This is a genomic window from Xanthomonas sp. F14, assembly GCF_014199865.1.
On the sequence record NZ_JACHOM010000001.1, the window covers coordinates 1,834,991 to 1,854,138 of the forward strand.

Genomic DNA, 19,148 nt, shown 5'->3' on the forward strand with positions numbered 1-19,148 from the left:
CCGATTCCCCAATCCCGATTCCCGAATCCCCAACTCACCCCATCTCGTGACAATCGGCCCGGCGCACTTCTTCGACGAACTTGCGCATCATGTGGCCGTCCTTGATCCCGGGCGCCAACTCCACGCCGCTGGACACATCCACGCCCCACGGCAGCGTTGCCACGATCGCGTCGAACACATTGTCGGCGGTGATGCCACCGGCCAGCAGAAATGGGCGATGCAGGCCGGTCGGCAGGCGCGACCAATCGAAGGTCTTGCCGGTGCCGCCGCCTGCACCGGGCGCATGGCTGTCGAACAGGAAACCGGCGGTATTGGGAAAGGCGAGCTGCAAGGTTCGCGCGTTGGCGTCCTCGCCATTCATCCCGCCGCTGCCCATCGGCACCGCCTTCAGATACGGCAGGTTGAAGCTGCGGCAGAACGCGTCATCTTCCTCGCCATGGAACTGCAGCAAGGTCGGACGTACGGTGCGCACCACTTCGCGTACTTCTTCCTTGGAATTATTGCGGAACAGCGCCACCACATCGACCATCGGCGCAGTGGCCTGGCGCATTGCGCGCGCCTCGGCCGGCGCCACGCGGCGCGGGCTGCCATGCGCAAAGATGAAACCTACCGCGTCCACACCCAGCTCGCCGGCCAGTCGGATATCACCGGCGCGAGTCATGCCACAGAACTTGATACGGGTGCGGTACAGCGATCGATTCATTGGGTTACCTCAGCGGGCAGATGCCACTCTGCGGGATACAGCGGCCCGACGAAGACCAGGCCTTGTGGCGGCGCTGTCGGCCCGGCCACCGTGCGGTCGCGGCCGGCCAGCAACGTCGCGATCCAGTCGCCCGGTTGTTCCCCGGTTCCGATCAGGATCAGCGAGCCAACAATATTCCGCACCATGTGATGAAGGAATGCATTGGCCTGGACCTGCACCTCCACCACCTCGCCGATGCGTTGCACGCTGATGGCCTGCAGGTTGCGGCGTGCATGCAGGGCCTGGCACTGCACACTGCGAAATGCGCTGAAGTCGTTCTCGCCCAACAAGGCCTGCGCGGCTGCGTGCATGGCATCGGCATCCAGCGGGCGCCGTTCCCAGCTCAAGGTCTGGCGATACAGCGCCGGGCGTATCTGCCGATTCAGCAGGCGATACCGGTAGCGGCGTGCGCGTGCGGAAAACCGCGCATGGAAGTCGGCGGCGGCCGGCACGCACCAGCGCACCGCGATCGAGGGCGGCAGGCGCGCGGTGGTGCCCAGCATCCAGCCACGCGGCTCGCGGCGCGCATCGCTGTCGAAATGCACCACCTGGCATTCGCCGTGCACGCCGGCATCGGTGCGGCCCGCGCACACCACCTGCACCGGGGCATCGGCCACCGAGGACAGCGCCGCCTGCAGGCTGGCCTGTACGCTCGGCCCGCCATGTTCCCCCAACTGCTGCCAGCCCTGAAACTCGCTGCCGTCGTACTCCACGCCCAGCGCGTAACGCATCGGAACCTGCCTGTTATCGAATCGATGGAGCGCGCGGACTAGCCGAACGCGCGCTCGGACCACACTGCCAGCGTGTTACCGCCCGGCTCGCGAAAATGAAAGCGGCTGCCGCCGGGAAAGCCGAATACCGGCTTGACGATCTCGCCACCGGCCGCGCGAACGCGCTCGGCCATGGGCTCCAGCGCGTCGGCATACAGCACGACCAATGGGCCAGCGTCTGCCGGCGCTACCGCGGTGGCGCGATAGAAACCGCCGTCCAGACGACCGTCGTTGAAGGCCAGATAATCCGGGCCATAGGCCTGAAACTGCCAGCCGAACACGGCTTCGAAAAAGGCGCGGCTGGCCTCCAGATCGAGCGAGGCGAATTCCACGTAATCGATGCGGCGCTCGCGTGCGGCGGCCATGCTGTCCAGCGCCGGGCTCATGCCAGGCGTTCCAGTAGCTCGGCAGCCTCGGCGCGGCTGGCCTCGTCGCCGGTTGCCGCGACTTCCAGCAACAGGCCGCGTGCGGTGTCCGTGTCGCCAAGGTCCATGTAGGCCACGGCCAGCTCCAGACGATCGCGCCCTGCCGAGACGAACTCCCTGCTGTTCACCGCGCTGGGCGCAGCGGCCGGCGCGATGGGGGCCGGATCGATATCCAGGCGGTCCTGCGTGGCGACCGACGCGGACGGCACGCCCGGCGGCAGATCGCTGCTGGCATGCGCAACGTCTACGTATGGCGGCTGGCCGTCTTCCGGCTGCGCGTGCGCGGACCTCGGCGGCTCCGGCACCGCGTCCTCGGGCGCGACGAACGCCGGCTGCTCTACCGGAGGCGCTGGCGGCGTTGCGCGCAGCGAGCGCCAGTCATCGCTGGCGACCACCGGCGGCGCGGCGGCAGGCTCGGACAGCAGCGGCTCGCGGCGCAGCACATCGGACAGCGGTTGCTGCGTCTGCTGGGCGCGTTCTTCTTCGCGTAGATCGGCTTGTTCGAATTCGGGGTCGTGCAGCACATCGTGCTCGCTGGGCACGGTGGCCTGCGCATCGTCCTGCGGTTCGGCGGCGTCTGCCGCGGCACCGACCGGCACGAAATCGAACTGACGCCGCGGCAAAGGCGGCAGCGGCGAGGGTTTGCGCCGGCGCGCCGCCAGCCAGGCGACGACCGCCGCGACGATCAACACCAGGCCACCGATCAGCCACAGCGGGAACCCGCTGCCCTGCTGTGCCGCAGCCGGCGTCTCCGACAGCCGCTTCTGCGCGGCCGCCAGGTCGGTGTCCTTCATGGCGATCAAGGCCTGCTGTTGCTGCTTGAGCTTTTCCAGATCGGCGACGCGTGTGCGCAGATCCTGCAATTCCGCATCGCGGGTGGCGATGTCTTCCCTGGCCTGTTGCAACTGTTGGTTGGCCGCCATGTCGCCCTCGCCTTCGGCACTGGTGCCGGACGTGGCGCCGGCGGTGTTGGTTTGACTCGCCACTGCAGGGGCGATCTCGAGCCGCGCGCCGGCACCCGCCGACGCCGCCGCTGCGGCAGGCGCGGGCGTTGCGGCCGCAGCGCCGGCCTCGGCCGGCTGCGGCATCGCCGAGCGCGCCTGACGCCACTGCGCGGCCTGCTCGCGCACCATCACCGCCGCCTCGGCGGCGCCGACCTGCGCCAGCGCATCCTCCTGCGGGGTACGCAGCACTGCGCCCTGCTTCAATCGGTTGATGTTGCCGCCGATGAAGGCGTCCGGGTTGGTACGCAGCAGCGCCAGCATGGTCTGGTCGAGCGAATGCCCGCTGGAACGGGCCACCGCGGCAGCGATCTCCGACAAGGTCTGGCCCGAGCGCACCGCCGGCAATGCATCGCCGGCCGGCACCGGCGCGGCAGCGCGCGTGCTGGAACGTGCGCCAGGCGCCGCCGCGTCGGCGGCCTGTCCGGCGCGCTCGGCGGCGGCTGCGGGCGCGGCGGCCGGTGCGCGTGCGATGGCGTTGCTGGCCCCGGCGCGCGGCGCCTCGATGCCTGGCTCGGCGATCGCCGCGGCGGTGTTGGGCGCATCGACCAGTGCGGAATACTCGCGCACCAGCCGGCCCTGGCCCCACTCCACCTCGATCAGGAAGTTGATCGCCGGCTGCTCCACTGCCTGGCTGCTGGTCACACGGATCACCGCACGCCCGCGCGCGTCCTGCGCGAACTGGAACTGCAGGTTGCTGACCAGGCCCTGCGGGCGCTCCAGGCCGACCCGTGCAAACGTGGTGGCCGATGCCAGCGCCACACGTGCGTTGTCGAGTTCGCCCGGCTCGTTGGAGATGACCGGAATCTCGGCCACCAACGGCTGCCCGGGCCTGGACAGCACCCGGATATCGCCCAAGCCCAACGCCATGGCAGCGCCGCTGCAGGCCATCAGCAGCAGCGCACCTATCCCTTGTATCGGACGCATCGCGCCCCCGCCCCTATGTTTCATGGGCATCAATATAGCCGCTGCATGAGCGAAAAAGTCGGCGACCCGACGCAGAGCGCAGATGCCGCCGCGATGCCGCGATGCGACATGCATGCTGCAGCTCATCGGCAACGCATTGGTAGGAGCGCACTTGCGCGCGATGAGGCTTCACTGGGAGAGCTTCATCGCGCGCAGCGCGCTCCTACGGAACTACCGCGTCAGCCTTCCTGTGCGACCAGCTCGGCCAGCTGCACGGCGTTGAGCGCGGCGCCCTTACGGATGTTGTCCGAGACGATCCACAGATTCAGGCCGCGCGGATGCGACAGGTCCTCACGGATACGGCCGACGAACACCGCGTCCTTGCCGGAGGCATGCGTGACCGGCGTCGGGTAGCCGCCAGGCTTGCGCTCGTCCACCACTTCCACGCCGGGCGATGCGGCCAGCAGCGCGCGCGCGTCTTCGACGCTGATCTTGTCGCGGGTTTCGATCGCTACCGCTTCGGAGTGACCGTAGAACACCGGCACGCGCACCGCGGTGGGATTCACCTGGATGGAGTCGTCGCCCAGGATCTTGCGCGTCTCCCAGACCAGCTTCATCTCTTCCTTGGTGTAGCCGTTGTCCTGGAAGTCGTCGATGTGCGGAATCAGGTTGAAGGCGATCTGCACCGGGAAACGCTGCGGGTCGATCTGCTGGAAGCTCAGCAGCTCGCTGGTCTGCTTGCCCAGCTCTTCCATCGCCGAACGCCCGCCGCCGGAGACCGACTGGTAGGTCGCCACATTGATGCGCTCGATGCCGTACTTGCGGTGGATCGGGCCGAGCGCGACCAGCATCTGCATGGTCGAGCAATTGGGGTTGGCGACGATGCCGCGCGGGCGCTGCTTCAGCGCTTCGGGATTGACCTCCGACACCACCAGCGGCACGTCGTCGTCGTAGCGGAACGCGGAGGAATTATCGATCACCACCGCGCCGGCGGCGGCGAACTTGGGGCCGTACTCCTTGGACACGCTGCCGCCTGCGGAGAACAGCGCAATGTCCACGCCGGTGGGATCGAAGTCGGCCAGGTCCAGCACATCGACCTTGCCGCCATTGAACTCCACCTGCCCGCCGGCCGAGCGCGCCGAGGCCAGCGCGTACAGGGTGGCGACCGGGAAGTTGCGCTCAGCCAGGATGCTCAGCATGGTCTCGCCGACAGCGCCGGTGGCGCCCACGACCGCGACGTTGAAACGACGGTTTTCGTTGCTCATGAGATTGTCTTTATCGAATAAGGAAAGTGGGGAATACGCTTGCGCAGTGGGTTCGGGGAACCTCCAAAGCTGGCCGCGGAGGTTCCCTATCGTTTGGTCGTGATGGTTTTGCCGGTGCCGGTGCCGGTGCTGGTCGCTTCGCCAGCGCGCGCGCCGCCCTGTTTGGCAGCAGCCACCGCATCGGCATTCAGCGCGCTCGGCGGATGGCCGGCATTGGCGCCTTTGCCCAGCGCGGCAATCAGGTTGTCCACCGCCAGCTGCACCATCGCGCGGCGCGTGGCCAGGCTGGCGCTGCCAATATGCGGGGTGAGCACGACGTTGCGCAGGGCCAGCAGTTCGGGACGGACGGACGGCTCGCCTTCGTAGACATCCAGGCCGGCACCGGCCAGGCGCCCGTTGGCAAGCGCATCGGCCAGCGCGATTTCATCGACCAGGCCGCCGCGCGCGATATTCACCAGCGTGGCGGTGGGACGCATCTTGCCCAGCGCCGCGGCATCGATGATGTGGTGCGAGTCCCTGGTGTACGGCAGCACCAGCACCAGGTGATCGGACTGCGCCAGCAACGTGTCGAGGTCCACGTACTGCGCGCCGAGCGCCTGTTCGGTGGTGGCCGGCAGCTGGCTGCGGTTGTGGTACAGCACGCGCATGCCGAAGCCATGCGCGCCGCGGCGGGCGATGCCCTGCCCGATACGGCCCATGCCCAGGATGCCCAGCGTGCTGCCGTGGAGATCGGCACCGAGCATGGTCTTGAACGACCACTGCCCCCACTGCCCGTCGCGCAGCCAGCGCTCGGCTTCGGTGATGCGGCGCGCGGTGGCCATCAGCAAGGCAAAGCCGAGATCGGCGGTGGTCTCGGTCAACACATCCGGGGTGTTGCTGGCCAGGATGCCGGCTGCGCTGAGCGTATCCAGATCCAGGTTGTTGTAGCCCACGCCGACGTTGGCGATCGCGCGCAGTTGCGGTGCAGAGGCGATTTCCGCCGCGCCGATACGCTCGTTGAGGGTGATCAGCGCACCGTCCAGCGATGCCAGCCGCGCAGCCAGCTCGGCCGGCGAATACGCGGTGACGCGCGCGGTGGTGGTCAGCTCGAAATGCTCGCCCAGCTGCGCGACGACATCGTCGAACAGCGGCTGGCTGACCCACACCTTGGCGCGGGGCGACTCAGACATCGGCCTGACCGGGAATGCGTGGCGCCACCTCGCCGACATCGCCGCACTGGGCGCGATGACGCAAGGCCTGGTCCATCAGCACCAGCGCCATCATCGCCTCGGCGATCGGGGTGGCGCGGATACCGACGCAGGGGTCGTGGCGGCCGGTGGTGATCACATCGACCACCGCGCCGTCCGCGTCCACGGTCGCGCCGGGCAGGCGCAGGCTGGAGGTCGGCTTGAGCACCATCGAGGCGGTGATCGCCTGGCCGGTGGAAATGCCGCCCAGGATGCCGCCGGCATGATTGCTGAGAAAGCCTTCCGGGGTGATCAGGTCGCGGTGTTCGGTGCCCTTCTGCGCGGCGCTGGCGAAGCCGTCGCCGATTTCCACGCCCTTGACCGCATTGATGCTCATCAAGGCGGCGGCCAGTTCGGCATCGAGCTTGCCGTAGATCGGCTCGCCCCAGCCCGCCGGCACGCCACCGGCCACCACGTCCACGCGCGCACCGACCGAGTCGCCGGACTTGCGCAGCGCGTCCATGTAGGTCTCCAGCTCCGGCACCTGCTCGGCATGCGGCCAGAAAAACGGGTTGTCCTCGACCGCATTCCAGTCGAAACCGGTCGGGCGGATCTCGCCCAGCTGCGATAGAAAGCCGCGCACCAGCACGCCGTAGCGCTGCTTGAGCCACTTCTTGGCGATCACCCCGGCGGCCACGCGCATGGTGGTCTCACGCGCGGACGAGCGCCCACCGCCGCGCGGATCGCGGATGCCGTACTTCTGCCAATAGGTGTAGTCGGCGTGCCCGGGGCGGAACTGCTGGGCGATGTTGCTGTAGTCCTTGCTACGCTGATCGGTGTTGCGGATCAGCAGGCCGATCGGCGTGCCGGTGGTCCGGCCTTCGTAGACGCCGGACAGGATCTCGATCTCGTCGGCTTCGCGGCGCGCCGAGGTATGCCGGCTCTTACCGGATGCACGCCGCTGCAGATCGTGGGTGAATTCTTCCGGCGCGATCTCCAGGCCCGGCGGGCAACCGTCGACCACGCAGCCGATCGCCGGCCCGTGCGACTCGCCGAAGGTGGTGACCGTCAACAGGCGGCCGAAACTGTTACTGCCCATGACGGCATCCTCTCAACATTGCAGCAGGTGGCGTGGCGCGCAGGATGCGCGGCAGGTGACGTGCCGCCACCAGCATCGGTGCCACCGCCAACAGGCCGCTGAACACCAGCGCAAAGACATCCAGCTTAATGCGCCCACTCAGCAGCCAATCGGCGAGCAGGTGCAGCGCAACGCCAGTTCCGACCAGCAGGCCGAGTGCCACAATGAGCGTGCGGCGCCGATGCGCACGCAAGGCCGCATCCGAACTGACCACCACGATCCACGCCGACACCAGGCCGAAAAACGCCATCAGGCCGAAGCCGATCTCCGCCCCCGCCCTCAACAAGCGCTGAGGCAAGGGACCGCCGTACATCGGGTCGAACAGGCGGTACACCACGTCGATCAAACCGAGCGGAATGCCGACGCCGAAGATGGACACCGGCACCAGCAACAGCAGATCGCTTAGCTGCGGCCGCGCGATGGACGACTCAGCGCGCACTGGCCAGCTCGGCGATGCGGGCGCCGTGCGCGATCAACTCGCGGCATTCGACCGCGAAGATGCCCATCTGCCCCACCTTGAACTCGACCCAGGCCAGATCCACTTCCGGCAGCAGCTTGACCAGGTGCTGCTCGGACTCGCCCACTTCGCAGATCAGCAGACCATCTTCGCTGAGGTGCTGCGGCGCATCGCGCAGGATCTTCAGCACCAGATCCAGGCCGTCGTCGCCCGCACGCAGACCCAGCTCCGGCTCGTAGGAATACTCCTGCGGCAGCGCATCGGTTTCGTCGTTGGTGACGTACGGCGGATTGGTGACGATCAGGTCGTACTGGCGGCCACCCAGCCCGGCGAACAGGTCCGACTTGAGCAGGGTGACATTGTCGGCATGCAGGCGCGCCTTGTTTTCGGCGGCCAGTGCCAGCGCGTCGTCGCTGATGTCCACGCCGTCCACGTCCCACTGCGGGTTGTAGTGGCCCATGGCGATCGCGATGCAGCCCGAACCGGTGCACAGGTCCAGCGCGCGGGTGACTTCGCGGCCGCCCAGCCAGGGTTCGAAGCCGGCCTCGATCAGCTCGGCGATCGGCGAACGCGGCACCAGCGCGCGCGCATCGCTCTTGAAGCTCAGCCCGGCGAACCAGGCCTCGCCGGTCAGGTACGCCGCCGGCACGCGCTCGTTGATGCGGCGCTCGAACAGGCCCAGCACCTGCTCCTTTTCCGAGCGCAGCAGGCGCGCCTGACCATAGGCCGGGCCCAGATCGTGCGGCAGATGCAGGCTGTGCAGGACCAGCTGGGTGGCCTCGTCCAGCGCATTGTCGTAGCTATGGCCGAAGGTCAGACCGGCTGCATTGAAACGGCTGGTGCCGTAGCGGATCAGGTCGATGATGGTGTGCAGTTCGTCGGCCGCGGCGGCAGTCATGGCAACAACTAAAGAGGAATCGGCCCACGATTATAGAGGTCGGATCGGTATCATGAGCGTCCGTTGCACTGGAAACCGCCATGTTCAATCGCAATACCGGCATCGTGCTGCTGGTGGCGCTGGCCGCCGGCCTGGGGCTGTTGCTGGGCCAGAAGTTTCTCGGCGCCGCGCCCAGCTCGCCCTGGCCGCCCACCCGCACCATCACCTTCTATCCGCAGCCACGCACGCTGCCGCAGTTCAGCCTGCGCCAGTCCGACGGCACCCAGTTGGTACCCGGTGAGCTGCAGGGACATTGGACGCTGGTGTTCCTGGGCTTCACCTTCTGCCCGGACGTCTGCCCGACCACGCTGACCGATCTGGCGGTGGCGCAGCAGCAGTGGGAAAGCATCCCCGATGGCCTGCGCCCGCGCGTGCTATTCGTGTCGGTAGACCCGCAGCGCGACCCGCCGGCGCGCCTGGGCGAATATGCGCATGCCTTCCACAAGGACACCCTGGCCGCCACCGCCGAGGTGCCGGCACTGCAGCGCTTCGCCACCGCGCTGGGCTTCGTGTTCCAGAAAGTGCCGGGCAAGGGCTTTGCGGACAATCCCAACGACTACAGCATGGATCACTCGGCCGGCATCGCCGTGCTCGATCCGCAGGGCCGCCTGGCCGGGCTGATCCGTCCCCCGCTCGACCCCAAGGCGATCGCCGCCGACCTCCAGCAACTGACCAAGGTAACCGCTCCGTGAGTCTCGTCACTTCCCTGACCTACGTGCTGCCGCACCGGTTGCTGTCCTCGCTGGCGCGCGCGCTGGCCTATTCCGATACGCCATCCACCAAGCAATGGTTGATCGACACGGTCACGCGCAAGTTCGGCGTGGACCTGGGCGAGGCACTGGAACCGGACCCGCACGCCTATCCCACCTTCAACGCATTCTTCACCCGCGCCTTGAAGCCGGGCGCACGCGTGCCCGACGCCGATCCTGCGGCGCTGCTGATGCCCGCCGACGGGCGCATCAGCCAGCTCGGCCCGATCGAGAACGGCCGCATTTTCCAGGCCAAGGGGCAGTCGTTCACTGCCGCCGAATTGCTCGGCGACGCCGAAGCGGCGCAGCCGTTCAACGACGGCCTGTTCGCCACCGTCTACCTCTCGCCCAAGGACTACCACCGCGTGCATATGCCGTGGACCGGCACCCTGCGCGAGACTGTGCACGTACCCGGCCGCCTGTTCAGCGTCGGCCCGGATGCGGTGCGCAATGTGCCTCGGCTGTTCGCGCGCAACGAGCGCCTGGTCTGCCACTTCGACACCGACTTCGGCCCGATGGTCTCGGTGATGGTGGGTGCGCTGCTGGTGTCGGGCGTGGAAACGGTGTGGAGCGGCGTGGAGATCCCGCGCTACGGCGACCGCATCACGCGCAAGGACTATCGCGGCAAGGGCATCGTGCTGGAGCGGTTTGCGGAGATGGCGCGCTTCAATTACGGCTCGACCGTGATCGTGCTGCTGCCGCCCGGTGTCGCAAAGCTCGATAGCGGACTTGCCGCGGAGACATCGGTGCGCCTGGGGCAGGCGCTCGCCCGTCGCCAGGCGGGCTGATCACCGCCGCGCGCCTGCGATGTTCGCTTCGGTGATGCAACAGCGACGCCCTCGTAGGAGCGGGCCTGACCGCGACAGGCCTCCTCGACGACGTTCAATGCGCAGGCGCATGTCGCCCTCCCAGCTTTCGATGCAGAGCGTCTCGCCTACGTTGGAACTACCCGGACTGGTTCGTCGCGGCCAGGTCCGCTCCTACCACGGCGCAGCCCGGCGCGTTGGCCCGATGCGGTGCGCCTGCCTGCGCTGGCCGACGATCTCCGCTGATCAGTTCGATGGCCTACTCCGATGCAGGAGCATGGGTCTGCAACGAAAACGCCGCCGCGACGGTGTCATTGCCGCCAGGCTCGCTCGCTACAAGACCGGTGCCCACTCCGGCTCCTAACAAGACGATGCGGGCGTAGGAGCGGGCCCGACCGCGACGTGGCATGCGCAGTGAGGCTGGGGGCTTGCGCCTTTGGCACGCCCAGCCCCCGATTTGGAGCCGCCTTGCCTGTGCTGGGACTACCCGGACTGCTTCGTCGCGGCCAGGTCCGCTCCTACGGGGCGGCCTACCGCTTCTAACGGAGCGCGGCTCGGCGCAGCTTGCCGAAGCAGCTGGCCGATGCTCTAACGCACGCGGTACGGCAAGCGCTGCTCAGCGATCGCAGCCGGCCAGCTTGATGCTCTGCCCTGGCTTGAGCGCATACGACGGTGCCTTCAGGCCATTGGCCTTGGCCAGCTCCTTGATCTCGCACTGGTACTTCTGCGCGACGCGGCCGAGCGTGTCGCCCCGGGCGATGGTGTAGCTGCGCGCCTGCTTGGCCTTGGGCTTGGCGATCGCCGGCTGGCCGGTGGCCACGGTGGTCGGCACGCCGGCCATCGGGCTGACATCGCCCACCGCCACACTGGGCACGTACTCGGGGGCGTTGCTGCTGCGCACGATCGCGCTGTTGAGATCGGCGGTGATCAGCGTGCGTGCCAGGTCCGCGCGCGGGCCGTTCACGCAGTAGCGCGTGTACAGGCTGGCGATGCGGTTGGTGGCGTTGATGACGGTGCCGGCCGGGATCCAGCCATCGGATTCATAGCGCGGGTTGAGGTTGCGCAACGCACGCATGTAACCGTCGCGCGTGCCCATGCTGCCCAGGCAGATGGTGAGTTCGTAGATGGTGGTCGACTTGGCCAGCTTCAGCGTGGCCGGCTGCGCGTCGAGCTTGGCGAAGTCCACACCGTACTGGCGCGGGTGCAGGAAGATCCACGCCGCAGCTATCACCATCGGCACATAGTCCTTGGTTTCGGCCGGGAACTGGTTGTAGACATCCTGCTCCCAGAACCCGCGCCCGCCGCTCTGCGAGAACACACGCGCGGCACGGCCTTCGCCGCCGTTGTAGGCGGCCAGCGCCAGTTCGATGTTGCGGTTGAGCCCGGCCATGCGCTCGTTGAGGTAGGCAGCGCTGGCTTCGGCGGCGCTGCGTGCATCGAAGCGCGTGTCGAAGCCGGTGCCATCCGGGCCCAGCCCGAAACGGCGCCCGGTGGCCGGCATGAACTGCATCAACCCGGCCGCGCCGGCACGCGAGCTGGCGTGCACCTTGCCGTTGGATTCCTTGGCCATGATGCCGAACAGCAGTGCCTCGGGCAGGCCGCGCTTCTGCCATTCCGGCCACATCACCCCGCGCAGGTTGCTGTAGTTCTCGTAGCTTGTCAGCAGCGCCGGGCGCATGTCGGTCAGCCAGCGGCGGATGCCGGCCTGCACGGCAGGGTTGTACTGCACCATCTTGTCGAAATCGTGGCGCTGGTCGTTGAGCAGCGTGGCGGCACGCGCCGCCTCGGGCACGCCGTTCGCCGCCGGGCCGAGGTGGTCCGGGTCGGCCTGCAGCAGGGTGTCGTCGTCCTGCGGATCTTCGGCAGCAGGCGCTTCGGCATCGGCGCGCGCCTTGAGCAGGCGCTTGTAGGTGGCCAGCTGATTGGCGACCAGGCAGCCGCGCTGCTTGATGCAGGCGTCGATGACGTCTTCCATGTCCTCCAGCGCGGCATCGCCTTCGGCGGTGCCCTTGGGGTCGGAGTTGTTCACCAGCACCAGCGCATCGCGGTAACGCTTTTCGGCGGCGGCCATGCGGGCATCGAGCACGGCGGCCTTCTCCGTGTCGCGTTTGGAAATGGCGTGGGCAGCGGGGACGACAGACATCAGCGCCACCACGACCAGAACCGGCCATGGGCGCAAACCAAAATGAGCGAGCGGCATCGTAGGCAGTGCAGCGGAAAGGCAGGCAGGGTAGCCGCCGGGGCGACACCGGGGCAAGGCGGCGGGGCCGGCAGGGTCAGTGGGCCGTTAGCTTGGCGGCTGCGCAACGGGACTGGAATGCCTTGGGGAAGGTCGGCAAGCGGCTGGCACACCGGCTGCGTCATTGCACCGCCTGTCGGCCGCCGTCAGCCGGACAGGGGTCGAAATCCAGGGTCAAGCCCCGCCCGGTCTGCGCGGCCGGATTGCCCGCTAGAATCCGGCGTTTCCCACCGGATCTGCGCTATGGCCTCGTTCCTGCTCGGCAAAGGCGTCACCGACGACATCCCGGTCGTGCTGGAAGGGCGCTTCGGCAATCGCCACGGACTGGTGGCAGGCGCCACCGGTACCGGCAAGACCGTGACCTTGATGACCCTGGCCGAAGGCTTCTCGCGCATGGGTGTACCGGTGTTCCTGGCCGACGTGAAAGGCGATGTCGCCGGCCTGGCAGTGGCAGGCGACGGCGCCGCCGGCGTGCTGCAGCGCGCCACGGAGATCGGCATCGCCGACTACGCGCCGGCCGCCAGCCCGGTGGTGTTCTGGGATCTGTACGGCCAGCTCGGCCACCCGGTGCGCACCACCGTCAGCGAGATGGGCCCTGCCCTGCTGGCGCGCATTCTGGAACTCAACGACACCCAGTCCGGCGTGCTCGACATCGTCTTCAAGCTGGCCGACGACCGCGGCCTGCTGTTGCTGGACCTGGACGACCTGCGCGCACTGCTTGGATTGGTGGTGGAAGAACGCAAGGAACTGTCCACCAGTTACGGGCTGGTCTCTAGCCAGTCGGTGGCCGCGATCCAGCGCGCCCTGCTGCGGCTGGCGCAGGACGGTGGCGAGCACTTCTTCGGCGAGCCGGCGCTGGAGCTGGCCGACCTGATGCGCGTATCTGCGGACGGCCGCGGTGTGATCGGCATCCTGGCGGCCAATCAACTGGTGCTCAAGCCGAAGCTGTATTCCACCTTCCTGCTGTGGCTGCTGTCGGAACTGTTCGAGCGTCTGCCCGAGGTGGGCGACCTGGAACACCCCAAGCTGGTGTTCGTGTTCGACGAAGCGCATCTGCTGTTCGACGATGCGCCGGCTGCGCTGGTGCAGCGGATCGAGCAGGTGGTCCGGCTGATCCGTTCCAAGGGCGTGGGCGTGTATTTCTGCTCGCAGTTTCCCGACGACATTCCGGACAACATCCTCGGCCAGCTCGGCAACCGCGTGCAGCATGCCCTGCGTGCGTTCACCCCGCGCGACCAGAAGGCGGTCAAGACTGCGGCGCAGACCTTCGTGGCCAATCCCAAGCTCGATGTGGCCACGGCGATCTCCAGCCTGGGCACCGGCGAGGCGCTGGTGTCGCCGCTGCAAGGCAAGGGGGTGCCGGCACCGGTGCAGCAAACGCTCATCGCCCCGCCGCGCTGCCGCATGGGCGCCATCAGCGAGACCGAACGCGCGCAGGTGCGCGCGGCCAGCCCGGTCGGCACCCGCTACGACACCGCGATCAACCGCGAATCGGCTGCCGAGCTGCTGGCGCGCCGCGTCGAACAGGTCGCCAAACACAACGCCGCACCGCCGGCACGCACCCGCGAGGACGAGGAAACGCAGGACAGCGGTTTCGGAAAAGCCGTCAAGGATGCCGTGTTCGGCACCGGCCGCCGTCAGGGCATGCTGGAAACGATGGCAAAGCAGACCTCGCGCACCATCGGCAGCAAGATCGGCCAGCAGATCGTGCGCGGCATCTTCGGCAGCATTTTTGGTGGGAAGCGTTGATCAGCTTGACCGCCGCTGACACGTCTCGATGACACCGTCGCCCCTGAAGGGCTACCGCGTGTTGGCGTGGACGGACTCCAACACACCATGCAACTTGGCGTACTGCAACAGCATGATGGTCTTGGCATCGGCGATTTCGCCCGAGCCGATCATCGCTAGCGCTGCATCCAGTGACAGCTCGAGCACCTCGATCTCTTCGCCGTCTTCTTCGAGTCCGCCGCCCTCGCTGACCTTGTCGCCGTCGAAGTATTCGCCGACGAAGAAGTACAGGCGTTCGGTGACCGAGCCAGGGCTCATGAAGGCCTCGAACACCTTGCGCACGTTGTCGATGCGGTAGCCGGTTTCTTCTTCGGTTTCCTTGCGAATGCAGGTCAGCGCATCGTCCTGGTCGAGCAGGCCGGCGCAGGCTTCGATCAGCATGCCGTCGGGATTGCCGTTGAGCAGCGTGGGCAGGCGGAACTGGCGGGTGAGCATCACCGTCTGCTTGGCGCGGCTATACAGCAGGATGGTGGCGCCATTGCCACGATCGTAGGCCTCGCGTGACAGGGTCTGCCAGCGGCCGTCCTTGCGCTGAAAATCGAACGTGACCTTGCGCAGCACATACCAATTGTCCGAGAGCACATCGATGCTGCGAATGCGGACCTGCGGGTTGCCGGTGACAGAAGGATTCAAGCGACACTCCCTGTGATGCGAGCGACGGCAATGCCAGGGGCGCGGCGCGCCCGGTCGCTCGTATGGGCCGCAAGATTGCGGCGGGCCATTATTTTACCTATCGCCTCCTCCGGTGCGTCGGACAGATCACGCACGCAACGCATCGGCGGTCTGTCGATGCGCGTCCGATGCTATCGGACACAGCGAGCTTCGATGCAATGCCGGCACTGATGCACGGCCTGGCCAGCAGTATCCGGACCATGCCCGCGACATGTCCCCGGTCGCTGGCGATTCAAAGTAGTCGGCGTCCCTCCCCTAATTGCGTGACGGCACGCACCACCGCACAATCCGGTCACATCACACGCCTGGGGAGCGTCATGGAAGACCGTTTTCGCGCACGCAAGGTTGCCGCGCAGGCCGCGCCGGCACCGTTCTGGACCCGCATTCCCGCCATTGCCACCTATCCGCTGCGCGGCTCGGCGCTGTACGCATTGATCGCGCTGACGCTGTGCAGCGCGCTGCTGGTGCTGCCCGGCATTCTGAAACTGGTGGTCGCCGGCGTGCTGGGCATGGCGACCTACACCTATGCCTTCGACATCCTGCGCCATACCGCCGACGGGCAAGCCGACGCGCCCCGGCTGGGCTACAACAGCTTCGACAGCGCGGTGCTGCGGCTGATCCTGCTGGCGCTTGCGTTGGGCATCGTCATTGGTGCCGCTGGCGTGCTGGCGGGCAAGCCTGGCCTGACCATCGCCTATCTGGCAGTCCAGCTGCTGCTGCCGGGCATGATGATTGCGCTGGCCATCGATGGCAGCCTACGCCGCGCCCTCAATCCGGCCGTGTCGATCGACATGGCAGTGCGCATCGGCTGGCCGTACCTGGCTGCATACGGTTTGCTGTACGTGATCCAGGGCAGCGCCACTGCGGCGATCTTCATTGCGGTGAAGTATCTGCCGCCGATCGTGCGCGAGGCGACGATGGTGATCGCCTCGATCTGGAGCCTGTTCGCCAGCTTCCACCTGATGGGGTATCTGGTCTACCAGTACCACGAAGACCTCGGCTACGTGCCCAGCGGCGACGCCGCGTTCGAGCGCGAAGACCCCGATCAACGCCTGCTCGACGAAGCCGACCAGTACCTGCGCGACGGACATTCCGACGAGGCGTTCCAGGCCCTGCGCGGGGCGGTACGTTCGCGTGCGGTAAGCCTGGCGGTGCACGAGCTGTATCAGCGCCTGCTGCGTCAACACCATCGCAACGACGAACTGCGCGAGCACACCCGCCAGTACATCAACCGCCTGCTGCAGGAAAAACAGGAGCGTCGCGCTCTCGCATTGCAGCGCGAAGCGCTGGACGGCGACTCCACGTTTACCCCGCTGACGCCAGAGCACGCCACCTTGCTGGCCGAGCGCGCAAAGATGGCCGGGCAATTCCAGCTGGCGACCGACGGCTTGCTTGCGGCAATCGCCGCATGGCCGCGCGATCGGATGATGCCGGCCTGGTCGCTGGATGCCGGCTTGCTGTTGGGCGAACGGTTCGGCCGCGATGAGCAGGCGCGCGCAGTGCTGCAAGACGCACTGGCTCAATGCGACGACGATGCACTGCGCGCGAAGCTGGAAGCCGCGCTGAAAGCGGTGGCGATTCAACCAGCTTGAGCAGCCAACAAAACTTTCTAAGGCGCAGACCAGATGCTCCACCATCGGTCCGTCGCGCGACGCGTACTGCTCGCAACCCTACATACCGACCATCTCGACTGGTCCTTGCCCGCTCACCGTCGCGGGACCTTACGCGGCATGGATGCCGCGTAAGAGCCTACAAGGACGTACTTGCGGCGTGTCCCGCGATGGTGGGCGGGTAAGGACCCTGCAGCAAGGTCGAAGATCGACTGCTCTGCAATTGATCCATCCGCGCTAGACAATTCTGCTCGAGGCAGAAGAAACAACAGCAACCCGGACCTCGCGTAGCAATGTCTTTCAAGTGCAGTCAAATGCCAGATCAAAAGCTCCGGTGAGTCGAGTACGGCGCCCTCACCGCTTGCGTTGGCAACACGGATCAAGCAGAAACCACTCACCCGTTCTCGAGCAAAAAGCGTGCCTTGCTGGCCTGTGCCTGCTCGGGAAACTGCTCCAGCAGCTGACGCAGCAAGCGCGTACGCTGCGCGCCGTCCTGCAGCTCGCCGTGCCGCAGGGCCAGTACGAACCAGTGGTGCGCCAGCTCGGCGCGCGGCATCGCCGACTCGCCTTCCTTCAACAGACGTTCGGCATCGGCCAACAATCCCGTGCGCAGACATGCGCCGATCAGCGCCATGCGTGCCGATGGCGCGTACTCAATTCCGGCCTTGCTCAGTTCGGCGGCGACTGTCAGCTGGATGCGCGTCTGCTCGGCGTGGTGCGTGTGCAGCTGCAACAGCGTCTGCGCATGCTGCACGCTGTCCTGGTTGCGTCCGGCATTGCGCGCGGTGCGGTAGCGCGCCAGCGCCACGTCCAGGTTATGCGGCTGTTCGCTGGCCAGCTCCGCCAACAGGCGCTCGGCTTCCACGTTCTCCATGCGTCCCAGATGCCGCTGCGCGCGCTCCCAACGATCGTCCACCAGCACTGCCTCGCTCTCCTGCATGAAGGCCGGGCGCGTGCGCCGCAACAGCACCAGTACGACACCGAGCACGGCGCCACTGACCAGCCCACCGGCGTGAGCTTCGAAGGCGACGCTGCCGTCGTCGCTCCATAGCAGGCTGTACAGCTCCCAGCCCAACCACAGCGGCAGCAGCAGGATCGCCGGCCCGCGGACGTAATCGAATACCACAAAGAACCAGTAGAAGAAGCGCACCTTGCGCCTGCCCCAGACCACGCAGAACGCGCCCATCAAGGCAGCGATCGCACCGGAGGCGCCCAGGCCGCCGCCCGGCGCGCCCCAGCGCCACCACAGGCTGGCCGCGCTGGCACCGAACCCGCCGAGCAGATACAGCAGCAGGAACCAGCCGCTGCCGATCGCACCTTCCAGCAAGGTGCCCAGCGCCAGCAGAAACAGCATGTTGCCCAGCAAATGATCGAAGCTGCCATGCAGGAAGGTGGCCGTCAGCATCCTCGCAGGTGACCACTCGGAGCTACGCTGCAGATGCCGCAACGTGAACACCTTGGACAGGCGCGCATCGTAGGGCGCGCGCAATGTGCGCCATTCGCGCAGACGCTGCTCGTCCTTGAACAATGCACCGCTGCGCAATGCCTCTGTAAAGACCAGGTCGTGCATCGTCAGCTGCGCCAGATAGGCAAGGCGTTGCCGCGCCGGCACGCTGTCCAGCCTGGCCTGGCGCGCAGCGCGCAACTTGGTGTCGTCGGTCTGCTGCAGATAGCGCTCGTGGGCTTGCGCCTCCACTGCACCGAGACCCGACTCGACGTAGTAGCGCACCGCGTTTTCGACCAGCGCATCGTCCTTGCGTTGATAGCCCAGGTACACCACCACATTGGCCAACACCAGCAGCAGCGTCACCCAGGGAATGTTCTGGCGCGACCAGGGTTTGTGCAGCGGCATCAGCAACATGACAACGTCCGTGTCCGAGAGAGCGCAAAGCTTCGCCGTGCGACGGCAGATGCGCAAGCCGGCCATGCGCGCTAGCATCGCGGCCCCGCTGTCCGATACACCGCCCATGAGCCGCTGGCGCCCGCCCGCCGAAAAAAGCACCGCACTGATCACGCCCGACGGCCACGCCCGGCTCAAGGCCGAGCTCGAAGAACTGTGGCGCGTGCGTCGGCCGGAGGTGGTGCGTGCGCTGGCCGCCGCAGCGGCAGAGGGCGACCGCTCGGAGAACGCGGAGTACACCTATCGCAAGAAGCAGCTGGGCGAGATCGACCGCCGCGTGCGTTATCTGAGCAAACGGCTGGAAGCGCTACGTGTGGTGGATACCGCACCGACCGATCCGCGCGCGGTGTTCTTCGGGGCACAGGTCGAACTGGAGGACGCCGACAGCGGCGAGCTGCTGCACTACCGCATCGTCGGCCCGGACGAAACCGACGCCGGACGTGGCTGGATCAGCATCGACTCGCCCTTGGCGCGCGCGCTGCTGAAAAAACGCGTGGACGACGAGTTCGAAGCACAGTTGCCGTCGGGCAAGCACACCTTCGTGGTGGTGTCGGTGGATTACGCTACCCAGTAGGCG

The 19,148-nt window shown here is 67.1% G+C and carries 17 protein-coding genes; 5 read left to right on the forward strand and 12 right to left on the reverse strand.

Annotated features, from left to right (window positions below; genetic code table 11):
- Positions 1 to 34: 34 nt before the first annotated feature.
- The 9 genes from GGR73_RS07895 to prmB form a co-directional block, all read right to left on the reverse strand.
- Positions 35 to 703 carry a phosphoribosylanthranilate isomerase gene (locus GGR73_RS07895; protein WP_016903693.1) on the reverse strand — a complete coding sequence of 223 codons (669 nt, stop codon included), beginning with the start codon at positions 701 to 703 and terminating at the stop codon, positions 35 to 37.
- Positions 700 to 1,473, reverse strand: a complete 774-nt coding sequence (gene truA / locus GGR73_RS07900; RefSeq protein WP_016903694.1) for a tRNA pseudouridine(38-40) synthase TruA — start codon at positions 1,471 to 1,473, stop codon at positions 700 to 702. The genes GGR73_RS07895 and truA overlap by 4 nt, the downstream gene beginning before the upstream one ends.
- Before the next feature lie 38 nt (positions 1,474 to 1,511).
- Positions 1,512 to 1,898, reverse strand: a complete 387-nt coding sequence (locus tag GGR73_RS07905; RefSeq protein WP_184456311.1) for a VOC family protein — start codon at positions 1,896 to 1,898, stop codon at positions 1,512 to 1,514.
- Entirely contained in the window at positions 1,895 to 3,865 is a 1,971-nt protein-coding gene (locus GGR73_RS07910) for a FimV/HubP family polar landmark protein (RefSeq protein WP_184456313.1), read from the reverse strand. The genes GGR73_RS07905 and GGR73_RS07910 overlap by 4 nt, the downstream gene beginning before the upstream one ends.
- A 218-nt stretch (positions 3,866 to 4,083) precedes the next feature.
- Positions 4,084 to 5,109 (reverse strand): aspartate-semialdehyde dehydrogenase, encoded by a 1,026-nt coding sequence (locus GGR73_RS07915; RefSeq protein ID WP_039510062.1) that lies wholly within the window; start codon positions 5,107 to 5,109, stop codon positions 4,084 to 4,086.
- 86 nt (positions 5,110 to 5,195) lie between these two features.
- Positions 5,196 to 6,278 (reverse strand): 2-hydroxyacid dehydrogenase, encoded by a 1,083-nt coding sequence (locus GGR73_RS07920; protein ID WP_184456315.1) that lies wholly within the window; start codon positions 6,276 to 6,278, stop codon positions 5,196 to 5,198.
- Positions 6,271 to 7,374 carry a chorismate synthase gene (gene aroC / locus GGR73_RS07925; protein ID WP_039522212.1) on the reverse strand — a complete coding sequence of 368 codons (1,104 nt, stop codon included), beginning with the start codon at positions 7,372 to 7,374 and terminating at the stop codon, positions 6,271 to 6,273. The genes GGR73_RS07920 and aroC overlap by 8 nt, the downstream gene beginning before the upstream one ends.
- Positions 7,364 to 7,852 carry a hypothetical protein gene (locus GGR73_RS07930; RefSeq protein ID WP_046343364.1) on the reverse strand — a complete coding sequence of 163 codons (489 nt, stop codon included), beginning with the start codon at positions 7,850 to 7,852 and terminating at the stop codon, positions 7,364 to 7,366. Before GGR73_RS07930 ends, aroC begins: the two co-directional genes overlap by 11 nt.
- Positions 7,842 to 8,768, reverse strand: coding sequence for a 50S ribosomal protein L3 N(5)-glutamine methyltransferase (prmB, locus tag GGR73_RS07935; protein ID WP_184456317.1), 927 nt, complete (start codon positions 8,766 to 8,768; stop codon positions 7,842 to 7,844). Before prmB ends, GGR73_RS07930 begins: the two co-directional genes overlap by 11 nt.
- Positions 8,769 to 8,848: 80 nt before the next feature.
- Here prmB and GGR73_RS07940 point away from each other — a divergent pair, with 80 nt between their 5' ends.
- Both GGR73_RS07940 and asd read left to right on the forward strand, forming a co-directional pair.
- Complete coding sequence (locus GGR73_RS07940) at positions 8,849 to 9,499, forward strand: SCO family protein (RefSeq protein ID WP_054592520.1); 651 nt, start codon at positions 8,849 to 8,851, stop codon at positions 9,497 to 9,499.
- Positions 9,496 to 10,344: an archaetidylserine decarboxylase gene (gene asd, locus GGR73_RS07945; protein WP_184456319.1), complete on the forward strand. Its 849-nt coding sequence runs from the start codon at positions 9,496 to 9,498 to the stop codon at positions 10,342 to 10,344. The genes GGR73_RS07940 and asd overlap by 4 nt, the downstream gene beginning before the upstream one ends.
- 634 nt (positions 10,345 to 10,978) lie before the next feature.
- Here the strand turns inward: asd and GGR73_RS07950 are convergent.
- Entirely contained in the window at positions 10,979 to 12,562 is a 1,584-nt protein-coding gene (locus GGR73_RS07950) for a transglycosylase SLT domain-containing protein (protein WP_166764935.1), read from the reverse strand.
- A 282-nt stretch (positions 12,563 to 12,844) separates the two neighbouring features.
- Between GGR73_RS07950 and GGR73_RS07955 the strand changes: the two genes are divergently transcribed.
- Positions 12,845 to 14,350 carry a helicase HerA-like domain-containing protein gene (locus GGR73_RS07955; protein WP_184456321.1) on the forward strand — a complete coding sequence of 502 codons (1,506 nt, stop codon included), beginning with the start codon at positions 12,845 to 12,847 and terminating at the stop codon, positions 14,348 to 14,350.
- Between the two features lie 51 nt (positions 14,351 to 14,401).
- Here GGR73_RS07955 and nudK read toward each other — a convergent pair whose 3' ends face one another.
- Positions 14,402 to 15,022, reverse strand: coding sequence for a GDP-mannose pyrophosphatase NudK (gene nudK / locus GGR73_RS07960; RefSeq protein WP_154832272.1), 621 nt, complete (start codon positions 15,020 to 15,022; stop codon positions 14,402 to 14,404).
- Between the two features lie 356 nt (positions 15,023 to 15,378).
- On the opposite strand from nudK, the gene GGR73_RS07965 reads away from it, so the two are divergent.
- On the forward strand, positions 15,379 to 16,653 hold the full coding sequence (locus tag GGR73_RS07965; RefSeq protein WP_184456323.1) for a hypothetical protein: 1,275 nt from the start codon (positions 15,379 to 15,381) through the stop codon (positions 16,651 to 16,653).
- Between the two features lie 412 nt (positions 16,654 to 17,065).
- Here GGR73_RS07965 and GGR73_RS07970 read toward each other — a convergent pair whose 3' ends face one another.
- Complete coding sequence (locus tag GGR73_RS07970) at positions 17,066 to 18,532, reverse strand: rhomboid family intramembrane serine protease (RefSeq protein WP_184456325.1); 1,467 nt, start codon at positions 18,530 to 18,532, stop codon at positions 17,066 to 17,068.
- A gap of 106 nt (positions 18,533 to 18,638) precedes the next feature.
- On the opposite strand from GGR73_RS07970, the gene greB reads away from it, so the two are divergent.
- Positions 18,639 to 19,145: a transcription elongation factor GreB gene (gene greB / locus GGR73_RS07975; RefSeq protein ID WP_024939541.1), complete on the forward strand. Its 507-nt coding sequence runs from the start codon at positions 18,639 to 18,641 to the stop codon at positions 19,143 to 19,145.
- Positions 19,146 to 19,148 lie beyond the last annotated feature (3 nt).

What these genes read in the sequence shown, in the direction of transcription:
- GGR73_RS07895 (WP_016903693.1), bottom strand. Translation starts at nt 703, where the DNA reads ATGAATCGATCGCTGTACCGCACCCGTATCAAGTTCTGTGGCATGACT.
- truA (WP_016903694.1), bottom strand. Translation starts at nt 1,473, where the DNA reads ATGCGTTACGCGCTGGGCGTGGAGTACGACGGCAGCGAGTTTCAGGGC.
- GGR73_RS07905 (WP_184456311.1), bottom strand. Translation starts at nt 1,898, where the DNA reads ATGAGCCCGGCGCTGGACAGCATGGCCGCCGCACGCGAGCGCCGCATC.
- GGR73_RS07910 (WP_184456313.1), bottom strand. Translation starts at nt 3,865, where the DNA reads ATGCGTCCGATACAAGGGATAGGTGCGCTGCTGCTGATGGCCTGCAGC.
- GGR73_RS07915 (WP_039510062.1), bottom strand. Translation starts at nt 5,109, where the DNA reads ATGAGCAACGAAAACCGTCGTTTCAACGTCGCGGTCGTGGGCGCCACC.
- GGR73_RS07920 (WP_184456315.1), bottom strand. Translation starts at nt 6,278, where the DNA reads ATGTCTGAGTCGCCCCGCGCCAAGGTGTGGGTCAGCCAGCCGCTGTTC.
- aroC (WP_039522212.1), bottom strand. Translation starts at nt 7,374, where the DNA reads ATGGGCAGTAACAGTTTCGGCCGCCTGTTGACGGTCACCACCTTCGGC.
- prmB (WP_184456317.1), bottom strand. Translation starts at nt 8,768, where the DNA reads ATGACTGCCGCCGCGGCCGACGAACTGCACACCATCATCGACCTGATC.
- GGR73_RS07940 (WP_054592520.1), top strand. Translation starts at nt 8,849, where the DNA reads ATGTTCAATCGCAATACCGGCATCGTGCTGCTGGTGGCGCTGGCCGCC.
- GGR73_RS07950 (WP_166764935.1), bottom strand. Translation starts at nt 12,562, where the DNA reads ATGCCGCTCGCTCATTTTGGTTTGCGCCCATGGCCGGTTCTGGTCGTG.
- GGR73_RS07955 (WP_184456321.1), top strand. Translation starts at nt 12,845, where the DNA reads ATGGCCTCGTTCCTGCTCGGCAAAGGCGTCACCGACGACATCCCGGTC.
- GGR73_RS07965 (WP_184456323.1), top strand. Translation starts at nt 15,379, where the DNA reads ATGGAAGACCGTTTTCGCGCACGCAAGGTTGCCGCGCAGGCCGCGCCG.
- GGR73_RS07970 (WP_184456325.1), bottom strand. Translation starts at nt 18,532, where the DNA reads ATGTTGCTGATGCCGCTGCACAAACCCTGGTCGCGCCAGAACATTCCC.
- greB (WP_024939541.1), top strand. Translation starts at nt 18,639, where the DNA reads ATGAGCCGCTGGCGCCCGCCCGCCGAAAAAAGCACCGCACTGATCACG.